This is a genomic window from Streptococcus sp. 21.1 (assembly GCF_016648635.1).
Classification (GTDB): Bacteria; Bacillota; Bacilli; order Lactobacillales; family Streptococcaceae; genus Streptococcus.
Genome location: NZ_JACLQL010000001.1, coordinates 16,685 through 36,257, shown reverse-complemented (window position 1 = coordinate 36,257; position 19,573 = coordinate 16,685). Strand labels below are relative to the sequence as shown.

Genomic DNA, 19,573 nt, shown 5'->3' with positions numbered 1-19,573 from the left:
GTTGAAAATCACTCTTCAAATTCTCAAAGGCATAATCTATTATCCCCATTTAAACTATGCTATACTGATAAAAAGCAAGAAGGAAGGTTCCTAATGACAACTACCAATCCACGTCGCCAGTGCGAGCGACTTTGGGCAGCCAATAAGTATCTGGTGCTCAGCCATTCAAACAAGATTTACCTAGAAATCCGTAACTATCTCAAGAATGATGAGGTTAGTTTGGATCAGGTTCAGGCCTACATTGATCAAGCACTTGACCTTCCTGAAAATCCTGGTCAGGTCGTCAATGCCTTTCAACATATCTGGGGGTATTTTAAGAAAAAGGCGACTGCCAGCGAGAAGGAAATGTTTATGGCCCAACTGGAAAGCTATGCGACAGGTCGAATTCCTCAGATGTGTTTGGTGGCATCCGTCAAAGAGCTCCTCATCAAGTACCCAAATCGCTATCTGGAGGAGTCAACCTTAATTAATGGGGGTTCAAAATGAGACTATGGCATCAAGCCTTGATTTCAAAACTACCCCGTCAGCAATTATTAGGGCAGCACCGAGAATGTTGTGCCCTTCGTGGTAAGGGATGGCAACGCAAACATGCGACGGTTAACTATGTTTTTGATTATTCACCGTATCGCTTGTTTAAATACCATGAGCTCATTATGCAAGAAATGACGGAACGTGGCTATCGTGTTAGCCCAGAGTGGTTGGACAAGGAGTATCGAGGCAAACAGATGCCAGCCTACGATAAGCTTGAAGCGGAGACATTACCAGTCATCATCTACCCAGAGCATGATGCTGCCTATTTACAGGAATGTCTGGACAATCTCAAGCAAAAAGGAATCGTCATCTAAAGGAGGAAAACGATGCATTTATTTAAGTGGTTAGCATCTAAAAAGAAAGCAGCAGAAGGCCTTGTCATGCGTATTTCGACAGCTGATCAGGTAGACTATGCGACGATTACAAACCCAAGTGACAGTGATATCTGGGATGCTTTGGTGCAACTTCCAGTATCCTACGATAGTCTCTATCTCACTTATAGCGAAAAAGGGGCAATGAGTTTTATCTTTGTTGAATACGAGGATGACAAGTATCGCTTGGAACATGACACACCTGAGCTAGGATTAGAATTGACCAATGTCGCACGTGTATCTCAACAAGTTGCCAGAGATATCCTTATTCGCTTTTCGAAAGAGCACTCAGTGATTTTGGACGACCATTGGAAACAAGAGAAAGTAAGGTAATCCTATGGCCTACCTTACCCCAGAAACCAGACGAAAACGGCGAAAAGGCTTTTGCTTAATTATCGAAATCATTTGTCTGGTTCATTTTGCAATCATTGTCCCTCGTGACCGAGTTTTTACGCCTGAAAAATGGGCTCGTACTCCAGATCACATGCGCCATAAATTCATGTGGAGTTTTCACCGGCAGTATCAGCTTGAGGGCATGACGAGAAAAGAAGTTGAGAAACTCTTAGGCAAGGGGAGTGATCTTCAAGGAAGTGTTGAGTACCAGCTGGCTGACGATTGGATTGGTGGCTGGCGTGTTTACCATATTGACTATGAGCAAGGCCGTGTGATTCGTGCCAAAGAAACCTGGCAAGATTGGTGAGAATGAGTTTTCTCTTCCTCTAAAAGTAGTATAATGAAAATGTAGAGGTATACGCTTTCAAAAGGTAAAAACTGTCTTTTGACTAGAAGAGGAGGACAAACTCATGACCCTATTTATATCTAAACTGATGAACGGTATTATGGAACTGCTCATAGTCTCTGTCATTCCTTTCATCACTTGGTTAATTTGGAGCAGGAAAAAGGTGGGTTTCTTTGACTGGATTGGGTTGAAGAAAGTTGAAAGTCAGCAGAAGAGGCGATTACTACTGACCATTCTGGGGATTAGTCTACTTTTTCTTCTTTTTTCGATTGTGGTCTTTAGTTGGTTCGACTCTAGCCAAACGGCCACAGCAGCTTTTTCTGGAAAGGGAATTGGAGCCCTTCCAGCCATCTTGGCATACGCTATCTTAGGGACTGCCTTGCCAGAAGAAATCTTCTTTAGAGGTTTTCTTTTGAAAAGGCTACAAGGAAAACTAGGATTCCTGGGGGCCAATCTGGTTCAGTCTCTCTTATTTGGCCTCATCCATGCACTTATGTTTATCCAATTAACTGGTTACCCAAAAGCTATGGCTATCATGGCCTTTATCAGTCTCATCGCTTACGTTTTTGGTGCTATCAATGAGAAAAAAGCAGGTGGCTCTATTCTTCCAAGTGTCTTTATCCACGCCTTGGCCAATACGGTTGTAGGGCTTCTCTTTGCCTTCTCCCTCGTTTAGATTAAGTTATATAGAAAAAAGTTATCATGGATGAATTAAAAGAAATCAAACTTAAAAATTATCAGTACTTAAATGAGGTTGCTATCAAGGGGGAGACGCTCTTCACAGGTTCATCTCTCATGGAGCTTTTTCCAATTTGTGAAATCGCTAGGAGTAGAGGTGTCGACGACATCATCTACAATCGAGGTATCAGCGGCCTAAATACGGATGAATTTCTCCAGCATATCCATCCCCTACTTTTGGATCTGCAACCGAGCAAGGTGTTTATCAATATCGGTACCAATGACATGACCGAGGAGCCTTATGGAGACCAATGGTTCCAGCATCTGACAGCAAACATCAGGCAGATTCTTGAGCAAACACAAGCTGTCTTGCCCCATACCAAGATTTACCTCATGGCTTTCTACCCAGCCAATCTTCATTTACCTTGGCAGACCAAGGCTTCAATCCAGTGGCTGAAACTGCGAACAACTGAAAATCTTGACCGTTGTAATCAGGCACTCGAGGAAATCGCCCAAACCTATGGCTGCCACTTTATTAATTGTAATGCTGGGCTGGTCAATGATAGGAAAGAGCAGAAGGCTGAGCACACCTATGACGGTGTCCACCTTTATGCCAATGCTTACTTAAAAGTCTATGAAGCTCTCGAACCCTACCTCTTGAATTAAGAAAATATGAGAGAATTTCCAGTTCTTACTCGCTTTTTTCCCTTGATTACAGTACAATAGACGTCAAAAGTGAAAAATTGAAATGAGGTATCCCTATGTGGAAATGGTTTAAACGACTCATTGTCCTCGTCATTGTCCTATTTTTTGCAGTGGCGGCTCTACTCATTCCGGACAAAATTGACAGTCAGGACCAATTAAAAAATGTATCTACACAAACATCTCTTGCCGATCTAGCCCAGGCTGGTATTGGTGGAGCGTCCCTCTCATCAGGTGGGGTTTCAACCGAGATTAATCTTGATAGCAACCAGTTTCGTCAAATCCTAAAAGCAAGCATGGCTGATTCTAATGACGAGACCTTGCTAAACAGTACTGTAGAGTTGAATGATTCTTATCTTACAGCTAAGCTACCAGTGTCTCTTGGACCTATCGAATCAACATTCAGCCTTGATTTCACGGTCAGCACAAACAAGGAAGTCATCCTATTAGACTTGGCAGGTGCCCACCTGGGTCGTCTCCCTGTACCTAAATCACTGGTTCTGCCTTACCTCAAGAAGAGTATTGCCCAGTCAAGCAGTGGTGTTCGCATGGTTAACAATCAGATTCAGCTCAAGCTTCCTGAAATCGGCTACGAAATTGAGCAGGCTACCGTGACCAACAGCAAGATGAAGGTCAAGCTTAACATTCCGATTTCCTTGCCAACCAGTTGGTAATTCAAGAGAAATCTATCAAGCCATGATAAGTTAAAACAAGTCCATAGTCTGGACTTGTTTTTTGATACCTTCACTTCTAAACTAAGAAAGTTAAAAAATTCTTGAAATAATACGTTTACATCTCCCAATCCCCTAGAAAATGGGGATTTCCTGTGCTATCATAAGACTGTAAAAATGATAAGCGTCTGACACTCATTGAAAAAAGAGTTAAGTCAAAGAGTTTTAGGATAATAGTTAGGAGGAAAAAATGGACGCTTTAAAATATATCACACCCAAATTTTTCACCACCATCAAGGATTATTCCAAGGGACAGTTCATCAAGGACCTGGTTGCAGGAGTTATCGTGGCTATCATTGCCCTGCCCTTGTCGATTGCCCTAGCGATTGCCTCTGGTGTTAATCCCGAACAAGGTCTTTACACAGCAGTGGTTGCAGGCTTTTTTATTTCCTTTTTAGGAGGTAGTCGGGTTCAGATTGGTGGACCTACCGCAGCCTTCGTTGTCATCATCTATGGCATCATCGCCCAGTATGGCATGGCGGGTCTGACTGTTGCCACACTCATGGCGGGACTCATGCTTATTATCATGGGGCTCCTGCGTTTCGGTGACCTGATTAAATTCATTCCCAAAACCATCACACTTGGCTTTACCTTGGGGATTGCCGTTGGGATTGTGGCTGGACAGATTAAGGATTTTCTAGGCCTTGAGATGAAGTCCGTGCCAGCTGAGTTTCTAGAAAAGATGATTGCCTATGGAAAGCATCTTTCAAGTATTAGTTGGGCGACCCTAGCTATTGGTATTTTGGCCCTGCTCATTCAAATCTTTTGGCCACGCCTTTCTCAGAAAATTCCGGGTTCTCTGGTTGCTATCTTTGTGACCACAGCCATCGTGGCCTTTGGTCATCTCCCAGTCAAAACCATTGGTGATCTATACACCATCAAGGCGGGACTTCCAAGTTTCACGGTTCCTGACCTATCATTTTCTTTGATTCGTCAAATGATTTCGCCAGCCTTCACCATTGCCATATTGGCAGCCATTGAATCGCTCCTTTCTTGTGTGGTTTCAGATGGCATGATTGGTGGTAACCACCGCTCTAATGCAGAATTGGTCGGTCAAGGTGTTGGGAATATCATGTCAGCCCTCTTTGGTGGGATTCCGGCAACGGGTGCTATTGCCCGTACCGCAGCCAACGTCAAAAATGGCGGACGAACACCAGTAGCGGGTATGGTTCATGCCTTCACCCTACTTCTGATTTTACTCTTCCTCATGCCTTACGCCTCATTGATTCCCATGACCTGTCTGGCCTCAATCCTTATGATTGTCGGTTATAATATGAGTGGTTGGCGTACAGTTGGTCGTATGATCAAACGTGCCCCTAAGAGTGATGTGGCGGTTCTGCTAGTGACCTTTGTCTTAACCGTTTTCTTTGACCTAGTAGTTGCCATCGAATTTGGTATGGTCCTAGCAGCCTTCCTCTTCCTCAAACGCATGTCTGACGTGGCTCAAATCCGTCAGTGGGTAGACAAGGAAAATCTGGACGATCCAGTTTTGTCTGAGGATAGCGACTTGAAGCAAGTCCCTAAAAACACTGTCGTCTATGAAGTTTTTGGTGCCCTCTTCTTTGGTGCAGCCAATAACTTCTTGAATGTGATCAATGATGAAACTAAGAATGTTCTCATCCTACGCATGCGAAACGTTCCAGCCATGGATATCTCAGGCCTAGATGCCCTTGAAGAAACCCTGGCCATTTGTCAAAAACGTGGCATGACCTTGCTTTTATCTCACGTCAACGATCAACCCTACCGAGTGCTTGAAAAATCAGGCTTTATCCAAACTATTGGACAAGACCATATCTGCGAGTCAACCGATCAAGCCCTTGAAAAAGCAGCAGCCCTAGCACAAGAAGCCTAGACAAAGTTTTTTACTATAAGAAAAAAAGCCAGTTCAACTGAACTTGGCTTTTTAAAATACGCGATATACATAAGGATTGTCAGGCTGACCGACCTCTTTGACCTCAGTCAAATTGAGGATAGGGAGGCTCTGTTTGAGATTTTGATAGTAATCCACAGTGATGGTACCAGTGACTTTTACCCAGGTATTATCCTTGAAGGTTTGGTCACTTCCTCTCGTCGCCAGTCCGTAAACACCTGAATCGGCGATACAGTGGATAATACCGAAACGGAAGATGAACTGATAACCCTTGGTCTGTGGGTCATTGTAAACAAAGCCGGTATAGGTGACCTTCTTGCCCACGAAATCGTTAGGATAGAGGTAGATGAGCTCCATAACTTCCATGTAATTTTCCGTGGTAATCTGGATGGTCTCACGTCCCTTGTACTTGGCTAGCTCCTTGGTCATCTCCTTCTCATAAGCAGAGGAGGTGAAGTAGGAGCTGGTGTCTGGCTTCAAATACTGGATAGTCGTTCCCTCTTGGTCGGCCTGGTTAGGATCGCTCCCTGCCGCCAGTGGAAAATGATAACCCTTAGCTGATACGGTATTGGCATCCAAGGTTACTGTTGGTACTAAAAGTCCAGTGAGGACTGGAAAGGCCAAGAGAACGATGCTGGCTACCTTGGCTACTCGACCTGACAAATGCGAGTGAACCTTCATCTGCTTCATCCAAACAATGAGTTGAACCACAGCGAGGATAAAGGAAAGTACCATGGAAATGTAAGCCAGGTAGGAGTAGTGGATATTAATGTACTGGTTGAGCTTGCCAGAAACTTGTAAGTACATGACCAGCTCAAAATACCCAGATAAGATGAGAAAACGTAACATTAAATCACCCCCAATACCAGACAGTAAATGATTGTCACCAGACTTGCGGTTCCTACGAAGAGACCAACAAAGCGTGTCTTAAACTGGTGTTTCATCATGATTAGGTTCTTGATATCAACCATAGGACCGATGATGAGAAAGGCCACCGTTGGTGCCACTCCAAAACTAGAGAGCAAGGAAGCCCCGATAAAGGCATCCGCCTCTGAACAAAGCGAGAGGATAAAGGCCAAAAGCATCATGATGAGGATGGCTGTCACCGAATTGTGCCCGATTGTCGTAAGAATACGGGTCGGTAGGTAGGTCTGCATACTTGCGGCCACCAGGCTCCCGAAAATCAGGTAACGCCCAGTGTCGAAAAATTCATCTACCGCATGAATCAAGGCCTGAAAAATTTTCTTACCAGCTGACAAACCACTATAGTCGTGCACATGACTGACCTTACGATTGTCCTTAAGAATCTGGTCATCCACCACAAAGCCAAGCAAGATTCCCAAAATCATGGCAATCAAGAAAGCTCCGAGAAAACGTAAAATCACGTAGTACCAAGAGTTCCCAAAGGCCGTATAGGTCGCAAAAAGAACGACTGGATTAATGATAGGAGCTGTTGCCATGAAAGGAATAGCCGTGTAGCTAGGCACTTTTTTCTCTAAAAAGCGCGTGATAATGGGAACAATCCCACACTCACAAGAAGGGAAAATAAAACCAATTAGAGTTCCAAAGAGAATAGCCAGGACCTTGTTTTTCGGCAGGAAGTTTTGGACCTTTTCAGGGGTCACGAAGACTTCGATAAAGCCAGACAAGATACTTCCCAGTAAAACGAAGGGCAGGGCTTCGATAATAATAGATAGAAAAACTGCCAGAAGCTGCAAAACGCTATCTGGTAGTTGATGAAAAATAGCCATAACTATTATTTCTTCTTGTCTTCTTGAAGACGTTTGTCCTTCTTAGGATCAGTTCCCGCCTTCTCAAAATCAGGGATAGCCGCAAAAGATGCCATCATGCTTTCAAGTTCATTTGTTTTTTTCTGAATAACCGCCATAAAAAGCCTCCGAGTTAAAATAAGATACTAAGAGCGTCAATTCTAAGAGAAAATTAGGGCATCGGCCGAAGAAGCTCTGCTTCTAGGAAGATGCATCTATTTTCCGAAAGAAATAGCCCGAGTTCAGTTGCAAAAAGATACTAAGGGCGTCATTTCTGTTAGAAATAGCCCCTAACAATAGGTTTACCTTTCTATTATACTACCTCTTGCTTAAAAATTCTCGCTTCAGCTACAAGGTTTTCTACCCAAGCAAATCTCCTATCGTGGTATAATAGAACTTATGGAAAATCGTAATCTAGAGACATTGGCTCAGGAATTGGGCCTAAAAAAACAACAAGTTGAAACAGTTTTGGAATTGACCGCAGAAGGCAATACCATTCCTTTCATTGCCCGTTACCGTAAGGAAAAAACAGGCAATCTGGATGAAACGCAAATCAAGGCTATCATTGATATGGACAAGTCCTTGACTACTCTTCAAGACCGTAAGGAAACAGTTCTGGCCAAGATTGAGGCTCAGGGAAAATTGACTGATCAACTTAAGGCAGCCATTGAAGCGGCTGAAAAGTTGGCAGACGTGGAAGAACTCTACCTTCCCTATAAGGAAAAACGCCGCACCAAGGCGACGGTTGCCCGTGAAGCAGGTCTTTTCCCCTTGGCTCGTCTTATCTTGCAAAATAGTCCCAACCTTAAGTCTGAAGCTGAAAAGCTGACATCTGAAGCCTTTCCAACAGCTGACAAGGCACTTACGGGTGCTGTGGATATTTTGGTTGAGGCCTTTTCTGAGGACAATAGCTTGCGCTCTTGGACATACAACGAAATCTGGAACAACAGTGACATCACTTCAACCCTCAAGGATCAATCGCTGGATGAAAAAGAAATTTTCAAGATTTACTATGATTTTGAGGACAAGGTGTCTAAACTTCAAGGTTACCGTACGTTAGCCCTTAACCGTGGTGAGAAACTAGGCGTTATCAAGGTAAGCTTTAAGCACAATCTTGAGAAAATGCACCGTTTCTACAGTGCTCGTTTCAAACAAAAAAATGACTATATCGAGGAAGTTATCAATCAATCTCTCAAGAAGAAAATCATTCCAGCTATGGAGCGTCGTATCCGAAGCGAATTGACTGAAGCAGCAGAAGATGGTGCTATTCAACTTTTCTCTCAAAATCTTCGAAGCCTCCTTCTAGTATCGCCACTTAAAGGCAAGATGGTACTTGGTTTTGACCCAGCCTTTCGTACAGGGGCTAAGTTGGCCGTGGTTGACCAAATTGGTAAGCTCATTACAACGCAAGTGATCTATCCAGTAGCTCCAGCAAGTCAGGCTAAAATCGCACAGGCTAAAAAAGACTTGGCTGACCTCATCAAAAAGTATGCCATTGAGATTATTGCGATCGGTAATGGAACAGCCAGTCGTGAAAGTGAAGCTTTTGTGGCAGAAGTCCTCAAGGATTTCCCAGAAACTTCTTATGTCATTGTCAATGAAAGTGGTGCCTCTGTCTACTCTGCATCTGAGTTGGCTCGCCATGAGTTCCCAGACCTGACAGTCGAAAAACGCTCTGCCATTTCTATTGCCCGTCGTCTCCAAGACCCATTGGCCGAGCTGGTTAAGATTGACCCTAAATCAATCGGAGTAGGCCAATACCAGCACGATGTTAGCCAGAAGAAACTCTCTGAAAATCTTGATTTCGTCGTCGATACCGTGGTTAACCAGGTTGGTGTTAATGTCAATACGGCAAGTAGTACCCTCCTATCACACGTGTCAGGACTCAACAAGACCATCTCTGAAAATATCGTCGCCTACCGTGAGGAAAATGGTGAGATTGCATCGCGTGCTGAAATCAAGAAGGTTCCACGCCTTGGTGCCAAGGCCTTCGAACAAGCTGCAGGTTTCCTTCGTATTCCAAACGCTAAGAATATCTTGGATAATACAGGGGTCCACCCAGAGTCCTATCCAGCGGTGAAAGCCCTCTTCAAGCAGTTGGCTATCACAGACTTGGACGACTCTGCTAAGGCAAAATTGAAGGCTCTTAATCTTAAAGAAACAGCGGAAGGATTGGGACTTGGACAGGAAACTCTCAAAGATATCATTGCTGACCTTTTGAAACCAGGTCGTGACCTCCGTGATGATTTTGAAGCACCTGTGCTTCGCCAGGATGTTCTTGAACTCAAAGATTTGTCAGTAGGACAAAAACTTGAAGGAACGGTCCGTAACGTTGTGGACTTTGGTGCCTTTGTGGATATCGGTGTCCATGAGGATGGTCTTATCCACATCTCAGAGATGAGTAAGAGCTTCGTTAACCACCCAAGTCAGGTCGTTTCTGTTGGGGATTTGGTTACCGTGTGGGTATCAAAAGTTGACTTAGAGCATGAAAAACTCAATCTCTCCTTGGTGAATCCACGTGAATCTAACTGATTATGTTAAGACTGTTTCCATAGAAGATTTTGGCTGGGAATTTAAGCACCAAGCCCTGTGGAATAAGCGTCTTCGGACTACGGGAGGGCGGTTCTTTCCCAAGGATGGTCATTTAGATTTTAACCCAAAACTCTATGAGGAACATGGTCTTGAAACCTTTCGAAAAATCGTCCGCCACGAACTCTGTCATTATCACCTTTATTTTCAGGGCAAGGGGTACAAGCATGCGGATAGAGATTTCAAGGATTTACTAGCCAAGGTTGACGGCCTTAGATACGCCCCAAAGATACAAGGTCAGGAGGAGAACTACTACCTTTATCAATGCCAATCTTGTGGTCATACCTACCGTCGCAAACGCCGTGTCAATACACGGAAATTTGGCTGCGGTTTGTGTCGAGGCAAGCTCATTTTTCTAAATCAGTCCTAGGGCTGATTTTTTTAGTTTAAAAAAATCATATAATTAAATCAAAGAAATGATGGGAGAAGAAGACCATGTCAAATCGTTTTTATAAGACACGAAAAAATAGACTCGTCGCCGGTGTTGTTGCAGGTTTGGCAGATAAGTTTGGCTGGGACCTAGCTCTAGCTCGTATTTTGGCTATCATTCTCATGGTTTCAACGCAGTTTGGAATCTTTCTATACTTGGTTTTAGCCTTTCTCCTTCCTTACAAAGAAGATATTTATCCCGAAATCAAACTCAAGGATGGACGCAAACGTAAAAACGCTGAACCTGTTGAAGATGAGTGGAATTGGTAAGTAATTGTTAATAGACATTAACCTATGATTGGCCTTAGTGCTAGTCATAGGTCTTTTTTGCTTTGAGAGCCGCATTGAAAACCTTTTTATGATACAATGAAACTAGTAAATAATCGGAGGAAATAACATGACAGTAACCGTTAAAATGTTGGTTGACAGGCTTAAACTCAAGGTTGTCTATGGGAATAAGGAGCTTTTGGCAAAACCGATAACAACTGCTGATATCTCTCGTCCTGGTTTAGAAATGACAGGTTATTTTGACTATTATTCACCGGAGCGTATTCAATTGGTTGGGATGAAGGAGTGGTCTTACCTTAAAACCTTGACTGATCACAACCGTTACTCTGTTTTCAAAAACATGTTCAAAGAAGAAACCCCAGCTGTTATCGTAGCGCGTGGGCTTGATATCCCTGAGGAGCTGTATCGAGCAGCTAAAGAAAATGGCGTTGTGGTTCTTCAAGGCCGTAACGGCACATCATCTCTTTCAGGTGATATGTCTTGGTACCTCAATGCACAGTTGGCAGAACGTACCAGTGTTCATGGTGTTTTGGTTGATATCTACGGCATGGGTGTTCTCATTCAGGGCGATTCTGGTATCGGTAAGAGTGAAACAGGGCTTGAGTTGGTGAAACGTGGTCACCGCCTTGTCGCTGACGACCGTGTGGATGTCTATGCTAAGGATGAGGAAACTCTCTGGGGTGAGCCTGCGGAAATCCTCCGCCATCTTCTTGAGATTCGTGGGGTTGGTATCATTGATGTCATGAGTCTCTACGGAGCTAGTGCTGTCCGTAATTCTTCTCAAGTTCAGTTGGCCATCTATCTTGAAAATTTTGAAGACGGTAAGGTCTTTGATCGTCTTGGAAATGGGAATGAAGAAATCGAATTGCAAGGCGTTAAGATTCCACGTGTCCGCATTCCTGTTAAGACAGGCCGTAACGTATCAGTCGTTATCGAAGCTGCAGCCATGAACTACCGTGCTAAGCAAATGGGATTTGATGCAACCAAAACCTTTGAAGAACGTTTGACCAACCTCATTAGTAAGAATGGTGAAGACTAATGTTTGCTACTATTGATCCTATTGCTCTAAGGCTTGGCCCCATTAGTATTCATTGGTATGCCATCTGTATCGTATCTGGTCTCTTACTTGCCGTTTATCTGGCTCAGCGTTGGGCTCCTGAAAAGGGAATTGACCCTGAAAACATCTTAGATTTTATTCTTCTTGCCTTTCCGATAGCCATTGTTGGTGCTAGGCTCTACTATGTGATCTTCCAGTGGTCCTACTACAGTCAAAATCCTTCTGAAATTTTTGCAATTTGGAATGGTGGAATTGCCATCTATGGTGGCTTGATTGCTGGAGCAGCTGTCCTCTATTGGTTTGCTAAACGTCATGCCATTGCTGTCTTGGATTTTCTAGATATCGCGGCACCTGGCGTTATGATTGCTCAGAGTATCGGTCGCTGGGGAAACTTTATTAACCAGGAGGCCTACGGAAAAGCAGTTAGTCATCTGAATTATGTCCCAGAATTTATTCGCCAGCAGATGTACATTGATGGTAGTTATCGTGTACCGACCTTTCTTTACGAAAGTCTCTGGAACTTGGTCGGATTTATCATTATCCTAGGACTAAGACGCTTTAATAAGAAACTGCGTCAAGGAGATGTGACCTCATTTTACCTTATCTGGTATGGTCTTGGACGTTTTGTCATTGAAGGCATGCGTACGGATAGCCTCATGTTTGTTGGCTTGCGTGTTTCTCAATGGGTTAGCATCGCTATTATCATCTTGGGTGCAACCTTGCTCTATTTGCGAAAGCAACGCCCAGAGGCAGATTATAAAATGAAAAACTAGTCATATAGCTCAGACTTTGTTATAATATAATGAAAATTATCATAACAAAGGTCACTGGAAACTGGAGATTCTACTTCAGTTTTCTTGTAGCGACCTTTTAAAAAGGTCAAAGGAGTCCTAAACTATGGCAGAAATTGCATTTCTTATTATCGCAATCGCACTTGCTGCGTTTCTCATTGCATTAATCCCTACTCTACTTCGTACCCGTCATGTGGTTAAAGAAGTTGAAGAAACAGTTGCTGTGCTTCGTACAGATATCAATGTAACCCTTCATCAAACAAATGAAATCTTGGCTAAGGCAAACGTCTTGGTTGAAGATGTTAATGAAAAAGTTCAAACAATCGATCCTCTCTTCGTAGCAGTAGCTGAGCTTTCAGAAAGTGTCTCTGACTTGAATACTGAAGCTCGTTATCTCGGTGCGAAAGCAAGTGCAGCAGGAGCAAGTGTCGGTAAAGCAGGTTCAGCCTTTGCTATCGGTAAGGTTGCTTCAAAACTATTTGGTAAAAAAGACAAGAAAAAATAAGGAGGTCTTTTCATGAGTAAATTTTTAAACACCCTAATCATTGGTGTAGCTTCTGGAGCTGCAGCAGCTTACTTCTTTACAACTGAAAAAGGTAAAGCTGTTAAAGCACGTATTGATGAAGAAATCGCTTCATTCAAAGAAGATCCAAAAGCTTATCAAAATCAAGTGGTGGAAAAAGCTAGCGACTACAAAGATTTGGCAGTCGATACTTTCCAAGACTATAAAACAAAATTTGAAAATGGCGACATCACTGCAGATGATTTGACAAAAGCAGTTCAAGAAAAAACAGCTCAAGTTGCTGACTTTGCCAAAGAGAGCTTTGAACTTATCAAAGAGAAAACAGCACAAGTAACTCCTGAGCAAGCAGATGTTGAAGCAGAAACCAAAGCTATCGTTGATGATATCGTCATTGATATCAAAGATATCTCTGAAGAAGCAGCAGAAGCAAAATAAAAAAAGAAAGCCCATGAGGCTTTTTTTAGTACGCAAAAACGTTGACCAAACAGTCAACGTTTTTGTGCTTTATAATATTCGATTAGGACATAAATGCCTATCTGACCAATGACGCTGATGGTAATTGCCCAGAAGAAGGCCCAGAAGGTAGCCACCTGTGCTACCAAGAAAAGGAAGGCAACTAGGACTGTTGAAACACAGAAGCTTGAGATACGTCCAAAGAAAATCATATCTTGTAGCTTAATACTATTACTATTTAAACCTTGATAATCTTGATAATTCGTCGTTTGAGGACGCTCAGTCTCGAAATCTTCGATGTGATCAAATTGACGGTGTAAGTTGTCAGCCATGTCTGCCTCCTTTCTATATAAAATATCTAAATCACTTTTTCGTGTAGGTTAAAATACTTAGTCAGTATTTCACTATTTAGAATCTCATTAATAATACCACAAAAATTTTATATTGCAAAGTTTTTTTTGATTTTTGTAAAAATCATAGTATTCAAAAACTAATTAAAAATATTTAGATACAGAGTTTTGAGTCTAAAAATTCTAAAAAAATCAAATCATTTGTGCTATAATGTGAGTTATGGAAAAAATAGTGATTACAGCGACTGCTGAGAGCTACGAGCAGGCACGTGAGCTCCTAGAACTTGGCGTAGATCGTATTTACATCGGCGAAAAAGCTTTTGGCCTTCGTTTGCCTAAGCCTTTTTCATTCGCAGAGATGCGAAAGATTGCAGAGCTGGTACATGAGTCTGGCAAGGAATTGACTGTTGCCGTTAACGCCCTCATGCACCAAGGTATGATGGATGCTCTTCCAGACTACCTTGATTTTCTTGAAGAAATCAAGGCAGATTATATCACGGTTGGTGATGCAGGAGTTTTCTACATTTGTAACCGTGACAAACGCCCCTTCAAAATGATTTATGATGCTTCAACCATGGTAACCTCTAGCCGTCAGATTAATTTCTGGGGCAAACAAGCTGGAGCTTCTGAAGCTGTTTTGGCTCGTGAAATTCCATCTGCGGAACTTTTCGTCATGGCTGAAAATCTTCAAATTCCAGCTGAGGTTTTGGTTTATGGTGCAAGTATCATTCACCACTCAAAACGTCCGCTTCTTCAAAACTACTACAACTTTATCAAAACGGATGAAGCTGTTACCAAAGAACGTGACCTCTTCCTTTCTGAGCCAGGAGATCCAGATTCTCACTACTCAGTTTATGAAGACTTGCATGGAACACATATCTTTGCCAACAATGACTTGGATATGATGACTAAACTTTCAGAACTCGTTGAACATGGTTTTGATCACTGGAAGTTAGACGGTGTTTATTGCCCAGGTGAAAACTTTGTAAAAATCACTGAGTACTTTGTGAAGGCTCGTGACCTCATCGAGGCTGGCGAATTTTCACAAGACCAAGCCTTTCTCTTTGATGAGGCTATTCATAAATTACACCCAGCCAACCGTGGTTTGGACACAGGTTTCTACGACTATGAACCTGACCGTGTAAAATAAAAAAACTTCCTCCTTCGTTTGTGAGTTTTCCATTTTCAGGGAACGAAGGAGTCTTCTAAAAACTAAAATCGACAATCTTGCAAATTGGAGAAATTATGACTACAACTAAAAAACGCCCAGAGGTTCTGGTACCTGCTGGGACTTTGGAAAAATTGAAAGTCGCTGTAAATTACGGCGCAGATGCTGTTTTCGTTGGTGGACAAGCCTATGGTTTGCGTAGCCGTGCCGGAAACTTCACCATGGATGAGCTTCGAGAAGGTATCGAATATGCTCACGCTCGTGGTGTTGATGTGCACGTTGCTTCAAACATGGTTACCCATGAAGGAAATGAAAAAGGTGCTGGTGAGTGGTTCCGTGAATTGCGTGACATGGGACTCGATGCTGTTATCGTATCTGACCCAGCCTTGATTGAAATCTGTTCAACCTACGCACCAGGACTTAACATCCACTTGTCTACACAAGCATCTGCGACAAACGTTGAAACCTTCCATTTTTGGAAGGAGTATGGTTTGACCCGTGTCGTTTTGGCACGTGAGGTTACCATGGAAGAGTTGGCTGAAATCCGTAAGCGTACGGATCTTGAAATTGAGGCCTTTGTCCATGGCGCTATGTGTATCTCATACTCAGGTCGCTGTACCCTTTCTAACCACATGTCAGACCGTGATGCCAACCGTGGTGGTTGTTCACAGTCTTGTCGTTGGAAATATGATCTTTACGACATGCCATTCGGTCAAGAGCGAAAGAGTATCCACGGTGAAGTTCCTGAAGAATACTCAATGTCAGCCGTTGACATGTGTATGATTGAAAATATCCCAGACCTTATCGACAATGGTGTTGACAGCCTTAAAATCGAAGGTCGTATGAAATCTGTCCACTACGTATCAACAGTTGCCAACTGTTACAAGGCTGCTTGTGACGCTTACATGGAAAGTGCAGAAGCCTTTTATGCCATCAAAGATGATTTGATTAACGAACTCTGGAAAGTTGCCCAGCGTGAATTGGCAACAGGTTTCTACTACAAGACACCAACAGAAAACGAACAACTCTTTGGAGCTCGTCGTAAGATTCCACAATACAAATTCGTTGGTGAAGTCGTAGACTTTGATCCAGCAACTATGACAGCTACTATCCGTCAACGTAACGTTATCCTCGAAGGTGACCACGTTGAATTCTACGGACCAGGCTTCCGTCATTTCGAGTGTGATATCAAAGACCTTCACGATGCCAATGGTAACAAGATTGACCGTGCACCAAACCCAATGGAACTTCTTACAATTACCGTGCCACAAGAAGTTAAACCTGGTGACATGATTCGTTCAACTAAAGAAGGTTTGATTAACCTCTACCAAAAAGACGGTTCAAGCAAAACTGTTCGTGCCTAATGACAAGTCAAATCAATGGGCTCCTGGTAGATGATCAGAGTAGGTGTCAACACTACCATTCCCCACTAGATATAGTTGCCCTAAAATGCTTCGAGTGCCAGAAGTATTATGCCTGTTATCAGTGTCATGATTGCTTAGAGAAACATAGCTTTCGAGCTTATCCTTGTCAATTGAAGCAGGACAAGGTCCTTATCTGTGGCGTTTGTAGGCATGAGATGACAATTGAGGAGTATCAAGATGTAGAAGCTTGTCCCAATTGTCACAGAGCTTTCAATCCTGCTTGTTCAAAGCACTATGATATTTATTTTGACAAATAAAAAGATTGAAGATTCTGTTCACACGAACAAAGTCTTCAATCTTTTTTAGTTAAAGTAGCTATGATTTTTAAGAGCTTTTAAGACTGGCTTAGTCACCAAAGCGACGATGAGACCTTTTAAGAGATCAGGAATGATAAAAGGTGTCAAACCAACAGCCACAGCTGCAGACCAGCCCATCTTTCCGAGAAAGTGCAGGCTGAGGATACCACCGATAAAGACAAGTGCATCACCCAAAACAAAAGCCACAAAGATTTTCCAAATAGGAGTCTCAGCATGAGCGAGTGCAGATGTGACAAGTGCAAAAAATGGGTAGGCAAGCAGATAGCCAGCTGAAGGACCAAAGAAGGCTTGGAGCCCACCGCCTCCACCTGCAAAAACTGGAAGACCAATGGCACCTAGAATCAGGTAGAGGGTAGCAGCAAGTGTCGCCTCTCTTGGTTTAAGGATGGTAGCAACAAGTCCGACAGCAAAAGTTTGCAGAGTAATGGGAACTGCTCCAATTGGAATGATGATTTGAGCTAGGGAAGCAATGATGGCAGCACCGAAGGCGGGAAGTATGAGTGACAGTGTACGATTTTGTGTCATTTTTAGTTAACCTTTCGTAAATAAATAGTTAACTTATTATAGCAAGTGGTTTTAAAATAGTCAACCTAATAATAAAACGAGGTTAACTGATAAACTTAACCTCGTTGTGATATGATTTTTAGACGTTTGATTTCTTTAAGTTCAATCATGCTGATGATCTTATCTTGCTCGATAAAGATGGCTTGTCGCTCCCTGTCATAACGGTTGATGTAGCCCTTATAGGTCTTCTGATTGGATGTCAGCATGACCATTTGATTATGATCAATAGCATGATAGATATCGTTAATAAGTTGATTCTGCATTAGGTGGACAGGTTTGCTGTGACCTATTTCCACAAACTGATGAAGCTGATGCTTTACGGCTTCTAAAAAGTTTATCATGGTCATTTCCCTCGTTTCTTGATAAAATAATTATAGCATGAAAGGTGAATTTTTGTGGATAACTTCATTCTAAAACAGACAATTTTCACAGAAAAAAACGAATAAAGCTAGTGGAGGTAAGCAAATGGCAGAATTTTCATTTGAAATTGAAGAAAAACTCTTGGTTTTGTCTGAGAATGACAAGGGTTGGACTAAGGAACTCAATCGTGTGAGCTTTAATGGCGCACCGGCTAAATATGACATCCGTACATGGAGTCCAGACCATACCAAGATGGGCAAGGGGATTACCCTCAGCAACGAAGAATTCCAAGTTCTCGTTGACGCCTTCAAAAACTAAAACAAGGTCAGCATGGCGCTGGCCTTATTTTTTTGTTTAAAACGTATCAAAGATAAGTTTGAGATTAAGAATGGTTAGAACAACAGCAATAGCATAACCAAGGAAGGTATTCCACTTGGCATTGACGTGTTTTCCCATGAGTGATTTCTTAGAAGTATAGTAAATCAAAGGGAAAATAGAGAATGGCAAGGCAATTGAAAGGAATACTTGTGAATAAACCAAGAGTTGATCCAGTGTCTTTTCTTGATCGCCGTAGAGAATGGCTACAATGATAACAGGTAGCAAGGCGAAGAGACGTGTGAACAAACGAATTACCCACTGTGGTAACCTCATGTGGAGGAAGCCTTCCATGACAATTTGACCAGTTAGGGTACCAGTAATGGTAGAGTTTTGACCACTAGCCAAGAGTGCCAAGGCAAAGAGAGTTGAAAGTGTTGAACTAGCAACCGCACCAGCAATCTTAGAGTCCTGAAGGGCATTGTACATTTGTGAGAAGGCTGAAATATCAGAAGCGTGACCAAAGAAGAGAGCTGCTCCCAAAATCAAGAGGAGGGAGTTAACCACAAAGGCCAAGGTCAACTGAATGTTGGAGTCCCAGGTCATGAAACGGACAGCCTTGGTTACGTCTTTACCATCTGAATAGTCAACCTTACGAGTCTGTGACAAGGATGAGTGCAAGTAGAGGTTATGTGGCATAACGGTTGCACCCACAATCCCAAGTGCCAAAGTCAACTGGTTGGTGTGCCCAGCAGCATGTGGCTCAAAGAGCGCTGGCGTAGGGAGGTAACCCTCGAGGATTCCCGTAATACTAGGCTCAGACAAGGCTACCAAGTAGACAAAGATAACCAAGATGGTCAAAATTAAGGTTGAAACAATAGCCTCGATTTTCTTGAATCCCAGCTTCATGATGAGTAGGAGTAGGAAGACATCTAGGACTGTCACCAGAATGGCAACCATAATTGGAATACCAAAGAGCAGGTTAAGTGCGATGGCAGAACCAAGCACCTCAGCCAAATCTGTCGCCATTAAGGCAAGCTCCAGAATCACCCAAAGCGTGTATCGCAACCATTTAGGCGAGTGGTAGGCAGTCGCTTGAGCCAGGTCCATTTGAGTCACAATTCCTAACTTTCCAGCCATTTGTTGCAACTGCATAGCGATTAAAGATGAAATTAAGATGACAAAAAGAAGACTATACTTGTAGGTCGCCCCACCGACGACACTGGTAATCCAGTTTCCTGGATCCATGTAACCCACGGCCACGAGAGCCCCAGGTCCCAAGAAAGCCTTAAGATTTTGCCAAAAACGATTATTATTTGGTGTATCTATTGATTGGTTTACCTCAGAAAGGGAAACCTTTTTTGAAGATGTCATAAACACCTCTTTCTAAGTCATTCTGCCTAAAAGTTGCATTATTTCTAGACAGACCGACAATTTTATTATAACACTATGAGGAAGATGTGCAAGGTTTTGAAAGGTATTGACTTATCTGACATTGGTGTCATAGACGCCTTTTCAGAATTGACTTTTTATATTAAACTATAAGAGTAGATG

At 42.7% G+C, this 19,573-nt stretch carries 26 protein-coding genes; 19 read left to right on the top strand and 7 right to left on the bottom strand.

Annotated elements, in window-relative coordinates:
* Nucleotides 1-93 precede the first annotated feature (93 nt).
* From H7U01_RS00210 to H7U01_RS00175, 8 genes are all read left to right on the top strand, one after another.
* Nucleotides 94-486 (top strand): YbgA family protein, encoded by a 393-nt coding sequence (locus H7U01_RS00210; RefSeq protein WP_014634187.1) that lies wholly within the window; start codon nt 94-96, stop codon nt 484-486.
* A complete protein-coding gene (locus tag H7U01_RS00205; protein ID WP_070439310.1) occupies nt 483-845 on the top strand; it encodes a TIGR02328 family protein in 363 nt (120 codons plus the stop codon). The genes H7U01_RS00210 and H7U01_RS00205 overlap by 4 nt, the downstream gene beginning before the upstream one ends.
* A gap of 12 nt (nt 846-857) precedes the next feature.
* Entirely contained in the window at nt 858-1,235 is a 378-nt protein-coding gene (locus H7U01_RS00200) for a hypothetical protein (protein ID WP_064523356.1), read from the top strand.
* A gap of 4 nt (nt 1,236-1,239) precedes the next feature.
* A complete protein-coding gene (locus H7U01_RS00195) occupies nt 1,240-1,602 on the top strand; it encodes a hypothetical protein (RefSeq protein WP_201040830.1) in 363 nt (120 codons plus the stop codon).
* Nucleotides 1,603-1,705: 103 nt separating this feature from the next.
* Nucleotides 1,706-2,317: a CPBP family intramembrane glutamic endopeptidase gene (locus tag H7U01_RS00190; RefSeq protein ID WP_201040828.1), complete on the top strand. Its 612-nt coding sequence runs from the start codon at nt 1,706-1,708 to the stop codon at nt 2,315-2,317.
* Between the two features lie 26 nt (nt 2,318-2,343).
* A complete protein-coding gene (locus tag H7U01_RS00185; RefSeq protein WP_201040826.1) occupies nt 2,344-2,985 on the top strand; it encodes a GDSL-type esterase/lipase family protein in 642 nt (213 codons plus the stop codon).
* A 95-nt stretch (nt 2,986-3,080) separates the two neighbouring features.
* Nucleotides 3,081-3,695 (top strand): hypothetical protein, encoded by a 615-nt coding sequence (locus H7U01_RS00180; RefSeq protein WP_061652218.1) that lies wholly within the window; start codon nt 3,081-3,083, stop codon nt 3,693-3,695.
* Nucleotides 3,696-3,942: 247 nt separating this feature from the next.
* On the top strand, nt 3,943-5,604 hold the full coding sequence (locus H7U01_RS00175; RefSeq protein WP_201040824.1) for a SulP family inorganic anion transporter: 1,662 nt from the start codon (nt 3,943-3,945) through the stop codon (nt 5,602-5,604).
* Between the two features lie 51 nt (nt 5,605-5,655).
* On the opposite strand, the gene H7U01_RS00170 is transcribed toward H7U01_RS00175, so the two are convergent.
* The 3 genes from H7U01_RS00170 to H7U01_RS09930 are packed head-to-tail and all read right to left on the bottom strand — an operon-like array spanning nt 5,656 to nt 7,510.
* A complete protein-coding gene (locus H7U01_RS00170) occupies nt 5,656-6,471 on the bottom strand; it encodes a TIGR03943 family putative permease subunit (protein WP_014634199.1) in 816 nt (271 codons plus the stop codon).
* Complete coding sequence (locus H7U01_RS00165) at nt 6,471-7,373, bottom strand: permease (RefSeq protein WP_201040822.1); 903 nt, start codon at nt 7,371-7,373, stop codon at nt 6,471-6,473. The genes H7U01_RS00170 and H7U01_RS00165 overlap by 1 nt, the downstream gene beginning before the upstream one ends.
* A 5-nt stretch (nt 7,374-7,378) precedes the next feature.
* Nucleotides 7,379-7,510 (bottom strand): SPJ_0845 family protein, encoded by a 132-nt coding sequence (locus H7U01_RS09930; RefSeq protein ID WP_002885949.1) that lies wholly within the window; start codon nt 7,508-7,510, stop codon nt 7,379-7,381.
* A 280-nt stretch (nt 7,511-7,790) separates the two neighbouring features.
* On the opposite strand from H7U01_RS09930, the gene H7U01_RS00160 reads away from it, so the two are divergent.
* The 7 genes from H7U01_RS00160 (at nt 7,791) to H7U01_RS00130 (ending at nt 13,503) form a co-directional block, all read left to right on the top strand.
* Complete coding sequence (locus H7U01_RS00160) at nt 7,791-9,923, top strand: Tex family protein (RefSeq protein ID WP_201040820.1); 2,133 nt, start codon at nt 7,791-7,793, stop codon at nt 9,921-9,923.
* On the top strand, nt 9,910-10,350 hold the full coding sequence (locus tag H7U01_RS00155; RefSeq protein ID WP_014633335.1) for a SprT family protein: 441 nt from the start codon (nt 9,910-9,912) through the stop codon (nt 10,348-10,350). Before H7U01_RS00160 ends, H7U01_RS00155 begins: the two co-directional genes overlap by 14 nt.
* 65 nt (nt 10,351-10,415) lie before the next feature.
* Nucleotides 10,416-10,679, top strand: a complete 264-nt coding sequence (locus tag H7U01_RS00150; RefSeq protein ID WP_002885986.1) for a PspC domain-containing protein — start codon at nt 10,416-10,418, stop codon at nt 10,677-10,679.
* Between the two features lie 127 nt (nt 10,680-10,806).
* The gene (gene hprK, locus H7U01_RS00145) at nt 10,807-11,736 is read left to right on the top strand and encodes an HPr(Ser) kinase/phosphatase (RefSeq protein ID WP_037611483.1); all 930 of its coding nucleotides are present in this window, start codon (nt 10,807-10,809) and stop codon (nt 11,734-11,736) included.
* Nucleotides 11,736-12,527: a prolipoprotein diacylglyceryl transferase gene (gene lgt / locus H7U01_RS00140; RefSeq protein WP_004182779.1), complete on the top strand. Its 792-nt coding sequence runs from the start codon at nt 11,736-11,738 to the stop codon at nt 12,525-12,527. Before hprK ends, lgt begins: the two co-directional genes overlap by 1 nt.
* 124 nt (nt 12,528-12,651) lie before the next feature.
* Nucleotides 12,652-13,050 (top strand): DUF948 domain-containing protein, encoded by a 399-nt coding sequence (locus tag H7U01_RS00135; protein ID WP_002885965.1) that lies wholly within the window; start codon nt 12,652-12,654, stop codon nt 13,048-13,050.
* A gap of 12 nt (nt 13,051-13,062) precedes the next feature.
* Nucleotides 13,063-13,503 carry a YtxH domain-containing protein gene (locus H7U01_RS00130; protein ID WP_004182777.1) on the top strand — a complete coding sequence of 147 codons (441 nt, stop codon included), beginning with the start codon at nt 13,063-13,065 and terminating at the stop codon, nt 13,501-13,503.
* A 53-nt stretch (nt 13,504-13,556) separates the two neighbouring features.
* Here the strand turns inward: H7U01_RS00130 and H7U01_RS00125 are convergent, their stop codons facing one another.
* Nucleotides 13,557-13,853, bottom strand: coding sequence for a DUF3270 domain-containing protein (locus tag H7U01_RS00125; RefSeq protein WP_002886140.1), 297 nt, complete (start codon nt 13,851-13,853; stop codon nt 13,557-13,559).
* Between the two features lie 238 nt (nt 13,854-14,091).
* Between H7U01_RS00125 and H7U01_RS00120 the strand changes: the two genes are divergently transcribed.
* The 3 genes from H7U01_RS00120 (at nt 14,092) to H7U01_RS00110 (ending at nt 16,720) form a co-directional block, all read left to right on the top strand.
* Complete coding sequence (locus H7U01_RS00120) at nt 14,092-15,021, top strand: peptidase U32 family protein (protein WP_002886038.1); 930 nt, start codon at nt 14,092-14,094, stop codon at nt 15,019-15,021.
* A gap of 95 nt (nt 15,022-15,116) precedes the next feature.
* Entirely contained in the window at nt 15,117-16,403 is a 1,287-nt protein-coding gene (locus tag H7U01_RS00115) for a peptidase U32 family protein (RefSeq protein ID WP_021144422.1), read from the top strand.
* The gene (locus tag H7U01_RS00110; protein ID WP_013990836.1) at nt 16,403-16,720 is read left to right on the top strand and encodes a CHY zinc finger protein; all 318 of its coding nucleotides are present in this window, start codon (nt 16,403-16,405) and stop codon (nt 16,718-16,720) included. Before H7U01_RS00115 ends, H7U01_RS00110 begins: the two co-directional genes overlap by 1 nt.
* Nucleotides 16,721-16,765: 45 nt before the next feature.
* Here the strand turns inward: H7U01_RS00110 and H7U01_RS00105 are convergent, their stop codons facing one another.
* Nucleotides 16,766-17,305, bottom strand: coding sequence for a biotin transporter BioY (locus tag H7U01_RS00105; RefSeq protein WP_201040817.1), 540 nt, complete (start codon nt 17,303-17,305; stop codon nt 16,766-16,768).
* A 95-nt stretch (nt 17,306-17,400) separates the two neighbouring features.
* Nucleotides 17,401-17,685, bottom strand: coding sequence for a hypothetical protein (locus H7U01_RS00100; protein WP_022495932.1), 285 nt, complete (start codon nt 17,683-17,685; stop codon nt 17,401-17,403).
* A gap of 124 nt (nt 17,686-17,809) precedes the next feature.
* Between H7U01_RS00100 and H7U01_RS00095 the strand changes: the two genes are divergently transcribed.
* Complete coding sequence (locus H7U01_RS00095; protein ID WP_002886106.1) at nt 17,810-18,022, top strand: YdbC family protein; 213 nt, start codon at nt 17,810-17,812, stop codon at nt 18,020-18,022.
* Between the two features lie 36 nt (nt 18,023-18,058).
* Here H7U01_RS00095 and H7U01_RS00090 read toward each other — a convergent pair whose 3' ends face one another.
* Nucleotides 18,059-19,393, bottom strand: a complete 1,335-nt coding sequence (locus H7U01_RS00090) for an Nramp family divalent metal transporter (protein WP_070655193.1) — start codon at nt 19,391-19,393, stop codon at nt 18,059-18,061.
* Nucleotides 19,394-19,573: the final 180 nt, after the last annotated feature.